The 14,344-nt window shown below is 56.7% G+C and carries 15 protein-coding genes and 1 riboswitch; of the genes, 9 read left to right on the top strand and 6 right to left on the bottom strand.

What is annotated here, in order from left to right:
• Nucleotides 1-573 precede the first annotated feature (573 nt).
• Together purH and purD are read left to right on the top strand one after the other, a co-directional pair.
• On the top strand, nucleotides 574-2,163 hold the full coding sequence (gene purH, locus DFO56_RS24010) for a bifunctional phosphoribosylaminoimidazolecarboxamide formyltransferase/IMP cyclohydrolase (protein WP_045514719.1): 1,590 nt from the start codon (nucleotides 574-576) through the stop codon (nucleotides 2,161-2,163).
• A 15-nt stretch (nucleotides 2,164-2,178) separates the two neighbouring features.
• Complete coding sequence (gene purD / locus DFO56_RS24005) at nucleotides 2,179-3,471, top strand: phosphoribosylamine--glycine ligase (RefSeq protein WP_045514721.1); 1,293 nt, start codon at nucleotides 2,179-2,181, stop codon at nucleotides 3,469-3,471.
• A gap of 40 nt (nucleotides 3,472-3,511) precedes the next feature.
• Here purD and DFO56_RS24000 read toward each other — a convergent pair whose 3' ends face one another.
• The 6 genes from DFO56_RS24000 to nudC all read right to left on the bottom strand — a co-directional run bounded on the left by DFO56_RS24000 (nucleotide 3,512) and on the right by nudC (nucleotide 7,870).
• Nucleotides 3,512-4,207, bottom strand: coding sequence for a DUF1481 domain-containing protein (locus DFO56_RS24000; RefSeq protein WP_199496506.1), 696 nt, complete (start codon nucleotides 4,205-4,207; stop codon nucleotides 3,512-3,514).
• Between the two features lie 12 nt (nucleotides 4,208-4,219).
• Nucleotides 4,220-4,492, bottom strand: a complete 273-nt coding sequence (gene hupA, locus DFO56_RS23995) for a nucleoid-associated protein HU-alpha (protein WP_017460010.1) — start codon at nucleotides 4,490-4,492, stop codon at nucleotides 4,220-4,222.
• Nucleotides 4,493-4,678: 186 nt separating this feature from the next.
• Complete coding sequence (locus DFO56_RS23990; protein WP_045514727.1) at nucleotides 4,679-5,269, bottom strand: YjaG family protein; 591 nt, start codon at nucleotides 5,267-5,269, stop codon at nucleotides 4,679-4,681.
• A gap of 33 nt (nucleotides 5,270-5,302) precedes the next feature.
• Nucleotides 5,303-5,983 carry a deoxyribonuclease V gene (gene nfi, locus DFO56_RS23985; RefSeq protein WP_045514730.1) on the bottom strand — a complete coding sequence of 227 codons (681 nt, stop codon included), beginning with the start codon at nucleotides 5,981-5,983 and terminating at the stop codon, nucleotides 5,303-5,305.
• Nucleotides 5,984-5,992: 9 nt separating this feature from the next.
• The gene (hemE, locus tag DFO56_RS23980; RefSeq protein ID WP_086868583.1) at nucleotides 5,993-7,057 is read right to left on the bottom strand and encodes a uroporphyrinogen decarboxylase; all 1,065 of its coding nucleotides are present in this window, start codon (nucleotides 7,055-7,057) and stop codon (nucleotides 5,993-5,995) included.
• Between the two features lie 39 nt (nucleotides 7,058-7,096).
• Nucleotides 7,097-7,870: an NAD(+) diphosphatase gene (gene nudC, locus DFO56_RS23975; RefSeq protein WP_045514593.1), complete on the bottom strand. Its 774-nt coding sequence runs from the start codon at nucleotides 7,868-7,870 to the stop codon at nucleotides 7,097-7,099.
• Between the two features lie 83 nt (nucleotides 7,871-7,953).
• On the opposite strand from nudC, the gene DFO56_RS23970 reads away from it, so the two are divergent.
• The 7 genes from DFO56_RS23970 (at nucleotide 7,954) to thiH (ending at nucleotide 14,203) form a co-directional block, all read left to right on the top strand.
• Nucleotides 7,954-8,457 carry an Rsd/AlgQ family anti-sigma factor gene (locus tag DFO56_RS23970; protein ID WP_020456067.1) on the top strand — a complete coding sequence of 168 codons (504 nt, stop codon included), beginning with the start codon at nucleotides 7,954-7,956 and terminating at the stop codon, nucleotides 8,455-8,457.
• Between the two features lie 52 nt (nucleotides 8,458-8,509).
• A riboswitch (TPP riboswitch) is annotated at nucleotides 8,510-8,735 on the top strand.
• Nucleotides 8,736-8,820: 85 nt separating this feature from the next.
• The gene (gene thiC, locus DFO56_RS23965; protein ID WP_045514595.1) at nucleotides 8,821-10,713 is read left to right on the top strand and encodes a phosphomethylpyrimidine synthase ThiC; all 1,893 of its coding nucleotides are present in this window, start codon (nucleotides 8,821-8,823) and stop codon (nucleotides 10,711-10,713) included.
• Nucleotides 10,713-11,348, top strand: a complete 636-nt coding sequence (gene thiE, locus DFO56_RS23960) for a thiamine phosphate synthase (protein WP_045514605.1) — start codon at nucleotides 10,713-10,715, stop codon at nucleotides 11,346-11,348. Before thiC ends, thiE begins: the two co-directional genes overlap by 1 nt.
• Nucleotides 11,341-12,099 (top strand): HesA/MoeB/ThiF family protein, encoded by a 759-nt coding sequence (locus DFO56_RS23955; RefSeq protein ID WP_045514608.1) that lies wholly within the window; start codon nucleotides 11,341-11,343, stop codon nucleotides 12,097-12,099. Before thiE ends, DFO56_RS23955 begins: the two co-directional genes overlap by 8 nt.
• Complete coding sequence (gene thiS, locus DFO56_RS23950; protein WP_017460019.1) at nucleotides 12,080-12,280, top strand: sulfur carrier protein ThiS; 201 nt, start codon at nucleotides 12,080-12,082, stop codon at nucleotides 12,278-12,280. Before DFO56_RS23955 ends, thiS begins: the two co-directional genes overlap by 20 nt.
• 1 nt (nucleotide 12,281) lies before the next feature.
• Nucleotides 12,282-13,052 (top strand): thiazole synthase, encoded by a 771-nt coding sequence (gene thiG / locus DFO56_RS23945; RefSeq protein WP_020456063.1) that lies wholly within the window; start codon nucleotides 12,282-12,284, stop codon nucleotides 13,050-13,052.
• Nucleotides 13,049-14,203 carry a 2-iminoacetate synthase ThiH gene (thiH, locus tag DFO56_RS23940; protein WP_045514612.1) on the top strand — a complete coding sequence of 385 codons (1,155 nt, stop codon included), beginning with the start codon at nucleotides 13,049-13,051 and terminating at the stop codon, nucleotides 14,201-14,203. Before thiG ends, thiH begins: the two co-directional genes overlap by 4 nt.
• The last annotated feature ends 141 nt before the right edge of the window (nucleotides 14,204-14,344 follow it).

The raw sequence follows: 14,344 nt of genomic DNA, 5'->3' as shown, positions 1-14,344 counted from the left end.
AGTTTGATGCTCAATGAATTAAACTTCGTAATGAATTACGTGTTCACTCGTTGAGACTTGGTATTCATTTTTCGTCTTGCGACGTCAAGAATCCATGTCACCCTGAGTGCCCACACAGATTGTCTGATAAATTGTTAAAGAGCAGGTGCGACGCGCTTTAGCGCTCTGTCGCGAGGTGGCGTATATTACGCTTTCCTCTTTCAGAGTCAACCCTGATTTTCAGGATTTTTTCTCTTCAACCGAACCGGCTGTTTGTGTGAAGTGATTCACATCCGCCGTGTCGATGGAGGCGCATTATAGGGAGTTCTCCGCCCCCCGCAATAGAAAAATGACATAAAAATGACTGACTGCTGCATTCCACAGCAAAACCCGCCTTTATACCCATTTACGCACAGACTTATCCACAATCTGGCAAAAGTACAAAAATTCGCGAGCGCTACGCAAACGTTTTCGTTACAATGCCCGCGCAAAAAACATGAGCCCTCGCTGGGGCATTAGCTAAGTTTTAGGATCAATAAAGATCCTAATATTTAGCTAACGCTCTCTGTTAAAGACAAATCCAGGGGATTTACCATGCAACAACGTCGTCCAGTCCGCCGCGCTTTGCTCAGTGTTTCTGACAAGGCCGGTATTGTCGAATTCGCACAGGCGCTCTCTCAGCGTGGCGTAGAACTGCTCTCTACCGGCGGCACCGCGCGTCTGCTGGCGGAAAAAGGTCTGCCAGTGACTGAAGTTTCCGACTACACCGGTTTTCCGGAAATGATGGATGGACGCGTGAAAACCCTGCATCCAAAAGTACACGGCGGCATTCTGGGTCGTCGCGGGCAGGATGACGCAATCATGGCAGAACACGCAATTGCGCCGATCGATATGGTGGTCGTTAACCTTTATCCATTCGCCGAGACCGTCGCGCGTGAAGGTTGCTCACTGGAAGATGCGGTAGAGAATATTGATATCGGCGGTCCGACTATGGTGCGCTCCGCCGCGAAGAACCATAAAGATGTCGCTATCGTTGTAAAGAGCAGCGACTACACCGCCATTATTAATGAAATGGATGCCAACGAAGGTTCACTTCTGCTTGCCACCCGTTTCGACCTGGCGATTAAAGCGTTTGAACACACCGCTGCGTACGACAGCATGATTGCCAACTACTTCGGCAGCCTGGTTCCGGCCTATCACGGCGAAAGCAAAGAACCCGCCGGTCGCTTCCCGCGTACCCTGAATCTGAACTTCATTAAGAAGCAGGATATGCGCTACGGCGAAAACAGCCACCAGCAAGCCGCCTTCTATATAGAAGAAGAGATCAAAGAGGCTTCCGTTGCCACCGCGCAGCAGCTGCAAGGCAAAGCGCTCTCCTATAACAATATTGCCGACACCGATGCGGCGCTGGAGTGCGTGAAAGAGTTCAGCGAACCGGCGTGTGTGATTGTGAAACACGCCAATCCTTGCGGCGTCGCGGTTAGTGGTTCAATTCTGGAGGCTTACGATCGCGCTTATAAAACCGATCCAACCTCCGCATTCGGCGGCATCATCGCTTTTAACCGTGAGCTGGACGCTGAAACCGCCCAGGCGATCATTTCTCGCCAGTTTGTTGAAGTGATCATCGCCCCGTCCGCCAGCGAAGAGGCGCTGAAAATTACCGCCGCTAAGCAGAATGTCCGCGTACTGGTCTGCGGCGAGTGGACGCAGCGTGTTCCGGGACTCGATTTCAAACGCGTCAACGGCGGTCTGCTGGTTCAGGACAGAGATCTCGGCATGGTAAGCGCAAGTGAACTGCGCGTTGTCAGCAAACGCCAACCGACCGAGCAGGAGCTGCGTGATGCGCTGTTCTGCTGGAAAGTGGCGAAATTCGTCAAATCCAACGCCATTGTCTACGCGAAAGAAAACATGACCATCGGCATTGGCGCAGGCCAGATGAGCCGCGTCTACTCGGCGAAAATCGCCGGGATCAAAGCCGGTGACGAAGGGCTGGAAGTGAAAGGTTCCGCCATGGCTTCTGACGCGTTCTTCCCATTCCGCGACGGCATTGATGCCGCCGCCGCTGTTGGCGTGACCTGCGTTATTCAGCCTGGCGGTTCCATCCGCGATGACGAAGTCATTGCCGCCGCCGACGAACACGGCATTGCGATGATTTTCACCGACATGCGTCACTTCCGCCATTAATCCACGGAGCAGACAATGAAAGTATTAGTAATTGGCAACGGCGGGCGCGAACACGCGCTGGCATGGAAAGCCGCGCAGTCACCGCTGGTTGATACCGTTTTTGTCGCACCGGGTAACGCCGGTACGGCACTGGAACCGACGCTGCAAAACGTCGCGATTGGCGCAACCGACATCCCGGCGCTGCTGAGCTTTGCGCAGAACGAGAAGATCGATCTGACTATCGTTGGCCCGGAAGCACCGCTGGTGATCGGCGTGGTCGACGCGTTTCGCGCGGCCGGTCTGAAGATTTTTGGCCCAACGCAGGGTGCCGCGCAGCTGGAAGGCTCCAAAGCATTCACCAAAGACTTCCTCGCGCGCCACAATATTCCGACCGCCGAGTACCAGAATTTTACCGACATCGAGCCTGCGCTGGCTTACCTGCGTGAGAAAGGCGCGCCTATTGTGATCAAGGCCGATGGTCTGGCGGCGGGCAAAGGCGTGATCGTCGCCATGACGCTCGAAGAAGCCGAAGCAGCGGTTCACGATATGCTGGCAGGCAATGCTTTTGGCGACGCGGGCCACCGCATTGTGATTGAAGAGTTTCTCGATGGCGAAGAAGCCAGCTTTATCGTGATGGTTGACGGCGAACACGTGCTGCCAATGGCCACCAGCCAGGATCACAAACGCGTCGGGGATGGCGATACCGGCCCGAATACCGGCGGTATGGGTGCTTACTCGCCTGCGCCAGTGGTGACGGATGAAGTGCATCAGCGCACCATGGAACGCGTCATATGGCCAACCGTGCGCGGCATGGCGGCGGAAGGCAACACCTACACCGGTTTCCTGTATGCCGGGCTGATGATCGATAAGCAGGGCAACCCGAAAGTTATCGAGTTCAACTGCCGCTTTGGCGATCCGGAAACACAGCCAATTATGCTGCGCATGCAGTCTGACCTGGTGGAGCTGTGCCTGGCCGCGTGTGAAGGCAAGCTGGATGAGAAAACCTCAGAGTGGGATAGTCGCGCATCGCTGGGCGTTGTGGTTGCAGCCGGTGGTTATCCGGGCAACTACCGCAATGGCGATGTCATCCACGGTTTGCCGCTGGAAGAAGTGGCTGACGGTAAAGTGTTCCACGCAGGCACCAAACTCTCTGCCGACGACCAGGTGCTGACCAACGGCGGGCGCGTGCTGTGCGTTACCGCGCTGGGTAACACCGTCGCCGAAGCGCAGCAGCGCGCGTATGCCTTAATGACCGATATTCACTGGGATGGCAGCTTCAGCCGCCGGGATATTGGTTACCGCGCAATTGCGCGCGAGCAAGGCAAGTAACTCTCGCCCTTTCACCCTCTCTCCTCCGGGGAGAGGGTTTTCAGAAATTCTTTTCCGTCGGCTGCCAGCGGCAGAAATCCGCATTCGCCACCAGCAATAGCTGCGCGCCTTCCGGCGCTTCCAGCCATGCGACGCTTACCGCAACCGCAGAGCGGTTCTGACGCTGCTCAATACGGTTTAAGGCGTAATCATCCAGATCGGGTTTCACGGTCTGCCCTTCACAGGTCTGTACCGTATGGTTGGCCTGCCAGCGCCCCTGACGCAGGATCACCCGCCCCTGACGCAGCGCGTCACTGGTCTGGCGGATCTGCTCTGCCCGGTAGCGATACAGCGCGACCTGGTCGCTGGAAAGTTGCTGTTTCTGCCCGTCGACCTCACGCTGCATAAAGCTTAGCTCGCCGCGATCGTCAAAACGGACGCGAATATGCTCCGGCGGTTTACCGTAAACATTGAGCTCAATGAGAGTTAACGTATCGCCCTGCCAGCGGTATTCGCTAAGCGATGTATTCCCGTGGTGCCACGGGCTAAATGCGGCGAGCAAGTGCGTCTCACCGTCTGAATCTTTACGCCAGATCCGCACTGCGCCCTGATCGCCGGCAAACCCGCTGGCGGTAAAAGGCGGTAAGGAGGAGTCATGGCTACAGGCTATCAGTAACAGCGCTGCGCCCGCTAACAACAGCGGGCGACGCCAGAATGACAAAAGGGGCGAAACCGCCCCTTCGACAAAACTGTTCACTGCCACGCGGTCTTACTTAACTGCGTCTTTCAGTGCTTTACCAGAAACAAATGCCGGCACGTTAGCTGCGGCGATTTTGATTTCTTTACCGGTCTGCGGGTTGCGGCCAGTACGCTCAGCGCGGTGGTTCACTTTGAAGGTACCGAAACCAACCAGTTGTACCGCATCACCTGCTTTCAGAGACTCAGTAACGGCAGCCAGGGTGGATTCCAGTGCAGCTTTCGCTTGCGCTTTAGACAGATCAGCCTTGTCTGCAATTACATCAATCAGTTGAGTCTTGTTCATAAGTTATCCTTTCAATGTGTTTATCGCTTGCTAAGCATCGAGTGCGACGGAAATGCCTCAAAAGCACTCTCCTGCATACACGCACCGATAGCCACTTATTTTCGCCCCCCAAATGTAGACCAGACGAGGGTATTAAGGGAAGCCTTCAGGCACGACAAAACAGGCGTTAAATCACGTTTTATTGTCTCATTGCTGCAAATTTATACCGATATTGCTCTCACCGACCTCACGCAGGTCTGCGCGCAGCCCTTTAATCAGCTCAATATCGCGTTCTTCGCAGGCTGCCAGAAGGCGGAAAATCTCCCACTGAATATCCCATTCTTGCTCAACAGCCGGGTTTTCTCGCAGCTCTTCGTCGGTCATTTCACGTCCCTGCTGGGTCATTTCCAGCATCGCAACGGTAGTGATCGACGTTTTACTGACCTCGATTGCATGCTCCAGCGTTTCACCGCTCAGGCGCGAATGAATCAGTTCACTGAGCGCCACGCAGGCATCAATGGCCGGGTAAACACCGTACAGATCGTAGTCATCCGCCGTCGGAATCGCCTCTTCCAGTTTCTCCAGTTGGCTGTCGAAGTTCACTTTCGCGTCTTTGACGATCTGCGTTTCCCACACCAGGTCAAGGATCCGCCGGTAAAGCTGCGCGTCGCCAAACTCTGTCTGCTGGCAGAACATGGCGTAATTGGGGTACATACGCTCGCACAGGCAAGCCATAAAGACGACGTGCTGCCAGCTTTCCAGCTTTTCCAGACGCAGGTGAATTGGGTTTTGTAACATGATCGTTTCTCAAAATCGGTAATGCGCGGCAGTTTACCTGATATCGCGCTGAATTGCCTGCCAACGCGTAAACGCGGGCCGTCCGGATGCCACCGCGTCCGCCCAGCGCGTCGGTTCCGGTAACCGGTAGCCTTTCATGCAACGCTGCACCCACGCGAGCGCGCTATCCTGGCTGACACGATGCCCGGTGGTGACAAACAGCGGGTTACAGCGCGCCTTGCTGCGCCACACCCAGGCGAGCTTCTCACCTTTATCCATCAACGGGGAGAGCGCACCCGGCTCGTCCGCCAGCGGTTCGAACTTGCCACACAGCCGCTTTTTCGCCACGCCGATAGTAGGCACATCGACCAGCAAACCAAAATGGCTGGCAACACCGAGACGGCGCGGATGGGAAATACCGTGGCCATCGACAAACAGCAAATCGGGTTTTTGCGACAGCTGCTCCCACGCCGCCAGCAGCGCCGGGTATTCACGAAAAGAAAGGAAACCAGGGATATAAGGCATGGTGGTGGCGATACGCGCCACCTGATATTCAATCAGCTCCAGCGAAGGCCAGGAGAGCAGCACCATCGCCGCTCGCGTCACTTCTCCACCCTGCTCAAAACCGACATCGGCCCCGCCGATCAATGTGGGCGGATCTTTATCCAGACGATCCTCACGGATCACCGAAGAAGCCAGTTCAAGTTGTTGTGCGCGTAGTGACGCGAGATCCATACTCTCTCCTTACTGATGCCAGGAGGCCGACAGGCGGTGCACCGCCTCGACAAATACTCCTGCATGTTCCGGCGGGACATCCTGATGAATGCCGTGACCGAGGTTAAACACATGACCTTCGCCTTTGCCGAAGCCCGCGAGAATCGTCGCGACCTCTTCTTCAATGCGCGCAGGCGGCGCGTAAAGCATAGACGGGTCCATATTGCCTTGCAGCGCAACTTTATGACCAACGCGACGGCGTGCATCGGCAATATCGGTTGTCCAGTCGAGGCCCAGCGCATCACAGCCTGTTTCTGCCATCGCTTCCAGCCACTGCCCGCCGCCTTTGGTGAATAACGTCACCGGCACGCGGCGGCCTTCGTTTTCACGCAGCAAACCATCGACAATTTTATGCATGTAGTAGAGCGAGAATTGCTGATAATCGCGCCCGGTCAACACACCGCCCCAGGTGTCGAAAATCATCACTGACTGTGCGCCCGCGCGGATCTGCGCGTTGAGATACAGCGTGACGCTCTGCGCCAGCTTATCCAGTAGCGCATGCAGCGTGTGCGGCTCGGCGTACATCATTTTTTTAATCAGGGTAAACGCTTTGCTGCTGCCGCCTTCCACCATATAAGTCGCCAGTGTCCACGGGCTACCGGAAAAACCGATCAGCGGCACTTCACCTTTCAGCTCACGGCGAATGGTGCGCACGGCGTTCATCACGTAGCCCAGCTCGTTTTCCGGGTCTGGCACCGGCAGCTTATCAACATCCGCTTTGCAGGTGATGGGCGAGGTAAAACGCGGCCCTTCCCCGGCTTCGAAATAGAGGCCAAGCCCCATCGCATCTGGCACGGTGAGGATGTCGGAGAAAAGAATAGCCGCATCAAGCGGGTAGCGGCGCAGCGGCTGTAAGGTCACTTCGCAGGCCAGCTCGGCGTTTTTGCACAGCGACATAAAATCGCCTGCTTGCGCGCGGGTCGCTTTATATTCCGGTAAATAGCGGCCTGCCTGGCGCATCATCCACACCGGGGTCATATCTACTGGCTGGCGCTGAAGCGCGCGCAGGTAACGATCGTTTTTCAGTTCGGTCATTGTCAGTTCCTCAAGCGTCAGGCCGCCAGTATATACACCTTATTCGTCGTCTGCCCGACACATCGCCACCGTATCCTCGATAAGGCGGCGCGCAACCGTACCCGGAGGCGGTAACAGCGGTAAGTTGTCATAGCGATACCAGCCCGCATCCAGTAGCTCTTTCGGGTCAATGCGGATTTCGCCGCTGTCATATTCCGCCATAAATGCGGTCATCAGCGATTGTGGAAACGGCCACGGTTGCGAGGTGACATAACGCAAATTTTTCACTTTGATGCCGCTCTCTTCCATCACTTCACGCGCCACCGCCTGTTCAAGGGTTTCGCCCACTTCGACGAAACCGGCGAGCACCGTGTAAATGCCATTGCGATGGCGCGTGTGCTGCGCCAGCAAAATGCTGTCATCACGGCGAATGGCGACAATGATGCAAGGGGCGATTTGCGGGTAATAGCGCTCGCGGCAGTGATCGCACAGCATTGCCCATTCGGTTTTACTGGGGTGCATGGTGTGCCCGCAGTAACCGCAAAACTGGTGTGAACGATAAAATTCCGCCAGTTGCACGCCACGGCCCGCCAGTTGAAAAAGCCCCACATCTTGATCGATAAGCAGACGCACGGATCCCATATCCTGGCGACGATTCTGGCGGATCATCCATACCGCTTCGCCCTGCCACTCGCCAATGTGAAGCGCGCTCTGCCCCACAAGATCGAAATTTCCTGCCTTGCCGTGTGGTAATTCCCCGCCGGGCATCCATAATTTTTGTTCATGGCTGACGATCCACCAGCCCTGATCGTGTGCTTCAATAATACGTACCATTTGGTGCACTACCTTCGCTTTACTGGCATGTTATTAACATTATTATTACATCGTTTTGATCTTACATATTTGCGGAGCCATTTATGCTAAACCAGTTAGAAAGCCTGACAGAGCGCGTTGGAGGAAGTAACAAACTTGTCGACCATTGGCTGCAAGCACGTAAGCAACTGCTTGTTTCTTATTACAATCTGGTTGGCATTAAACCTGGCAAAGGATCCTACATGCAGCTTAACGAAAAAGCGCTGGACGATTTTTGCCACAACCTGGTGGAATACCTTTCCGCAGGTCACTTCAATATTTATGAACGCATCATTAGCGAATTGGAAGGGAGCAGCCCACTTTTAGCGGCGACGCAGCTTTACCCAATGCTTGAAGCGAATACTGTAGAAATCATGAACTATTACGACTCCAGCCTGGAAAACGCCATTGATGACGATAACTGTCTGGAGTTCCAGCAAGCGCTCTCCGATATCGGCGAAGCGCTGGCCGCCCGCTTTACCCTTGAAGACAAGTTAATCGTGCTGGCCTTTGATAACAACATCAAAGAGAGCGCCAACGACGAAAGCGGTGTCGCGCGACCGGCTTGAGTTCTTAAACATTAACGCGTAATTTAAAAAGCAGTCCCCGTCTTCGGACGGGTTTTTCTTGTCGGAGTGCCTATATTTCCACAACATCATTCGCGATGCGTCGAGACGGCAAGTTCGTGAATCCCCGGGAGCTTACATCAAGTAAGTGACCGTGGTGAGCGAACGCAGCCAACACAGGGCAGCGTGAAGGATGAAGGGAAAAGGCTGAGACCGTTAATTCGGGATCCGCGGAACCTGATCAGGTTAAAACCTGCGAAGGGAACAAGAGTAATCCATTCACGTCAACCACCCTCACGGGCGGTTTGCTGCCATTACTCCATCCGTCGTCTGACAAGCCATATCCTTTACATTCTGGAATGAGCTATGTCTGCAAAACTTACACGCCGTGAACAACGCGCCCAGGCGCAACACTTCATCGACACACTGGAAGGCACCGCTTTCCCCAACTCACGCCGCATCTACATCACCGGTTCGCAACCCGATATCCGCATTCCGATGCGCGAAATCCAGCTGAGCCCGACGCTTACCGGCGGCACCAAAGAACACCCGCAGTTTGAAGAAAATGAAGCGGTGCCGGTGTACGACACCTCAGGCCCGTATGGCGATCCGGATATTGCGATTGATGTCCAGCAAGGGCTGGCGAAACTGCGCGCACCGTGGATTGCCGCCCGTGATGACAGCGAAACACTGGAACAGCGCAGCTCCGTCTATACCAACGAACGGCTGGCCGATGATGGCCTCGACGAACTGCGTTTTAGCGGTTTACTGACGCCGCGCCGTGCGAAACCCGGCCAGCGCGTCACGCAACTGCACTATGCGCGCAAAGGCATCGTCACGCCGGAGATGGAGTTTATCGCCATTCGCGAAAACATGGGCCGCGAGCGCATTCGCAGCGAAGTGTTGCGTAAGCAGCATCCGGGCGAAGGTTTTGGCGCGCGTCTGCCGGAAAACATCACCCCGGAATTTGTGCGCGATGAAGTCGCCGCCGGGCGGGCGATTATCCCGGCCAATATTAACCATCCGGAATCGGAGCCAATGATCATTGGCCGCAACTTCCTGGTGAAGGTGAACGCCAATATCGGTAATTCGGCGGTGACTTCCTCGATCGAAGAAGAGGTGGAAAAGCTGGTCTGGTCGACGCGCTGGGGCGCGGACACGGTCATGGATTTATCCACCGGGCGTTATATCCACGAAACCCGCGAATGGATCCTGCGTAACAGCCCGGTGCCGATCGGTACAGTGCCGATCTACCAGGCGCTGGAGAAGGTTAACGGGATCGCCGAAGATCTGACCTGGGAAGCGTTTCGCGACACCCTGCTGGAACAGGCGGAGCAAGGGGTGGACTATTTCACCATCCACGCGGGCGTGCTGCTGCGCTATGTGCCCATGACCGCGCAGCGCCTGACCGGCATTGTCTCGCGCGGTGGCTCAATTATGGCGAAATGGTGCCTCTCCCATCATCAGGAAAACTTCCTCTACACCCATTTTCGCGAGATCTGCGAAATCTGCGCCGCTTATGACGTTTCGCTATCGCTGGGTGATGGCTTGCGCCCAGGCTCCATTCAGGACGCCAACGACGAAGCGCAATTTGCCGAGCTGCATACGCTTGGCGAACTGACGAAAATTGCCTGGGAGTATGACGTTCAGGTGATGATTGAAGGCCCGGGGCATGTACCAATGCAGATGATCCGCCGCAATATGACCGAAGAACTGGAGCACTGCCACGAAGCGCCATTCTATACGCTGGGGCCGCTAACCACCGATATCGCGCCGGGCTATGACCATTTCACCTCTGGTATTGGCGCGGCGATGATTGGCTGGTTTGGCTGCGCGATGCTCTGTTATGTCACGCCCAAAGAGCACCTCGGCTTACCCAATAAAGAGGACGTTAAACAGGGGCTGATTACCTACAAAATCGCCGCTCACGCCGCTGACCTGGCCAAAGGCCACCCTGGCGCGCAGATCCGCGACAACGCCATGTCGAAAGCGCGTTTTGAGTTCCGCTGGGAGGATCAATTCAATCTTGCGCTCGACCCGTTTACCGCGCGCGCCTACCACGATGAAACGCTGCCGCAGGAATCCGGCAAAGTGGCGCACTTCTGCTCCATGTGCGGGCCGAAATTTTGCTCGATGAAAATCTCGCAAGAGGTGCGTGACTACGCGGCTACCCAGGCGATTGAAGTCGGTATGGCGGATAAATCCAGCGACTTCCGCGCACGCGGCGGCGAGATCTACCTGAAGAGGGAGGAAGCCTGATGTATCAGCCCGATTTCCCGCCGGTGCCCTTCCGCCTCGGCCTTTACCCGGTGGTCGACAGCGTCGACTGGATTGCCCGTTTACTGGATGCGGGCGTGCGCACGCTGCAACTGCGCATCAAGGATAAACGCGACGAGGACGTTGAAGCGGATGTGATGGCAGCCATCGCGCTTGGCCGTCGCGTTAATGCGCGGCTGTTTATTAACGATTACTGGCGACTGGCGATCAAACACCAGGCTTACGGTGTGCATCTTGGTCAGGAAGATCTGGAAACGACCGACTTAAGCGCCATTCGTGCGGCGGGTTTGCGCCTTGGCGTTTCCACCCATGACGATATGGAAATCGACGTGGCGCTGGCGGCCCGCCCCTCTTACATCGCGCTGGGCCATGTTTTTCCCACGCAAACCAAACAGATGCCTTCTGCGCCGCAGGGACTGGAACAGCTGGCGCGTCACGTTGCACGGCTGAAAGATTATCCAACCGTTGCTATTGGCGGTATCAGCCTTGCGCGTGCGCCGGATGTGTTGGCAACCGGCGTGGGCAGTATTGCGGTGGTCAGCGCCATCACCCGGGCGGATAACTGGCAACAGGCAACCCAGCAATTACTGCAACTGGCGGGGGTGGGCGATGAATGATCGTGACTTTATGCGCTACAGCCGTCAGATCCTGCTGGAGGATATCGCGGTTACCGGCCAGCAAAAATTACTCGCCAGCCGGGTATTAATTATCGGCCTCGGCGGACTTGGCGCACCGGCGGCGGTCTACCTTGCGGGCGCAGGGATCGGCACGCTGGTGCTGGCGGATGACGACGCCGTACACCTGAGCAACTTGCAGCGACAGATTTTATTTACCACCGATGATATCAACCAGCCGAAAACCCAGGTCACCGCGCAGCGCCTGCACAGATTAAACCCGGATATCGAGCTGATTACGCTCCAGCAGCGCTTGAGCGGTGAGGCGTTGCACCAGCAAGTTCAGCAGGCCGATGTGGTGCTCGACTGTAGCGACAACATGCTGACACGCCAGGCGATCAACGCTGCCTGCGTGGCGCTGGAAACACCGCTTATCACCGCCAGCGCAGTCGGTTTTGGCGGCCAGTTGATGGTGCTGACGCCGCCCTGGCAGCAGGGCTGCTACCGCTGTTTATGGCCGGACGACAGCGAGCCAGAACGCAACTGTCGCACCGCCGGTATTGTTGGCCCGGTGGTCGGCATTATGGGTGCCATGCAGGCGCTGGAAGCCATTAAATTGTTGAACGGGCTGCACACCACCAGCGGTGAGCTGCGCCTGTTCGACGCGCGCACCAATCTTTGGCGCACGCTGGCGCTGCACGCTTCCCGCCAGTGCCCGGTTTGTGGAGGGCGACATGCAGATACGCTTCAATGACGAGTCGATGAACTGCGTCGCCGGGCTTTCCGTCGCCACCCTGCTTGAGCAACTCAATCAACTCAAACCGGGTGTCGCGTTGGCCGTTAATCAACAGATCCTGCCGCGTGAGCAGTGGGAAAACCATCTTGTGCAGGACGGCGATCACATCCTGCTGTTTCAGGTTATCGCAGGGGGCTGAGATGTTACGTATTGCAGAAAAAGAGTTCACTTCACGGCTGTTTACCGGCACCGGCAAGTTCGCCACGCCACAACTGATGGTCGATGCGATTCATGCGTCGGGCAGCGAACTGGTAACGCTGGCGATGAAGCGCGTCGACCTGCGCCAGCGCACCGATATGCTGTTGCAACCCTTGCTGGATGCGGGTGTGACGTTGCTGCCTAACACCTCCGGGGCGAAAAACGCCGAAGAGGCCATTTTCGCCGCCCAACTGGCACGGGAAGCACTCGGCACGCACTGGCTAAAACTGGAAATTCATCCGGATGCCCGCTGGCTGCTGCCCGATCCGATTGAAACCTTGCGCGCGGCGGAAAAACTGGTGCAGATGGGTTTTGTGGTTCTGCCCTATTGCGGTGCCGATCCGGTGCTGTGTAAACGGCTTGAAGAGGTAGGCTGCGCGGCAGTCATGCCGCTGGGCGCACCGATCGGCTCCAACCAGGGGCTGGAAACCCGCGCCATGCTGGAGATTATTATTGAGCAGGCGAATGTGCCGGTGGTGGTCGATGCCGGGATCGGCGCACCCAGCCACGCGGCGCAGGCGCTGGAGATGGGGGCTGACGCGGTGCTGGTTAATACCGCGATAGCGGTCGCCGACGACCCGGTCAACATGGCGCGCGCTTTTCGTCTGGCTGTCGAGGCCGGAACACTGGCGCGCCAGGCCGTACCAGGCGCCCGCCAGCGTTACGCGCAGGCCACCAGCCCGCTCACCGGTTTCCTGGAGGAAACATTATGAGCACTTTCACCGACCGCTGGCGGCAACTGGACTGGGACGATATCCGCCTGCGCATCCACAGCAAAACCGCCGCCGATGTTGAACGCGCACTCAATGCCCGGCAACTGACGCGCGACGATATGATGGCGCTGCTCTCCCCCGCCGCCGCCGGTTTTCTTGAACCAATGGCACAGCAAGCGCAGCGGCTCACGCGCCAGCGTTTTGGCAACACCGTCAGTTTTTATGTTCCGCTTTATCTCTCTAACCTTTGCGCCAATGACTGCACCTATTGCGGGTTTTCGATGAGCAATCACCTGAAGCGCAAAACGCTGGACGAGCAGGAGATTGCGCGTGAATGCGCGGCCATACGCGAACTGGGGTTTGAGCATCTGTTGCTGGTCACCGGTGAGCATCAGGGCAAAGTCGGGATGGACTACTTTCGCCGCCATATGCCAGCGATCCGCCGCCAGTTCGCCTCGTTGCAAATGGAAGTGCAGCCGCTTTCCGAGCCGGAGTACGCCGAGCTGAAAACCCTTGGTCTTGATGGCGTAATGGTCTACCAGGAGACGTACCACGAAAGCCAGTACGCACGTCACCATCTGCGCGGTAAAAAACAGGACTTCTTCTGGCGGCTGGAGACGCCGGACAGACTGGGCCGCGCGGGTATCGACAAGATTGGTCTCGGCGCGTTAATGGGCCTGTCTGACAGCTGGCGAGTGGATTGCTATATGGTTGCCGAACATTTGCTGTGGCTACAACAGCGCTACTGGAAAAGCCGTTATTCCATCTCCTTCCCCCGCCTGCGCCCTTGCGCGGGCGGCGTGGAGCCTGCGTCAGTGATGGATGAGCGGCAACTGGTGCAAACCATTTGCGCGTTTCGCCTGCTGGCACCGGACACGGAGTTGTCGCTATCCACGCGCGAATCACCGCACTTTCGCGATCACGTTATTCCGCTGGCGATTAATAACGTAAGCGCGTTTTCCAAAACTCAGCCAGGCGGCTATGCCGACAATCACCCGGAACTGGAGCAATTTTCGCCCCATGATGAGCGCCGCCCGCAGGACGTTGCCGATGCGCTGATCGCCCGTGGGCTGCAACCGGTGTGGAAAGACTGGGATAGCTGGCTGGGACGTGTGCCGCAAAAAAGCCGCAACGCGCAGATAACGGGTTAATACTTTCCCGGCCTGCTACGTAAAAGCAAAATCGGGCGATGGCGGCTTGTCGCCCGAACCTTCATGCTTGCGCTGTCAGGTTATGAGACTGACCGGAGCGGGCGCTCTTCCTCTCTTCCGCTCCGCCTTACTCACTTCAGG

This window comes from Kosakonia sp. AG348 (assembly GCF_003337365.1).
Lineage (GTDB): Bacteria > Pseudomonadota > Gammaproteobacteria > Enterobacterales > Enterobacteriaceae > Kosakonia.
The sequence above is the reverse complement of the archived record's forward strand: the minus strand, read 5'-3'. Positions and strand labels throughout refer to the sequence as shown.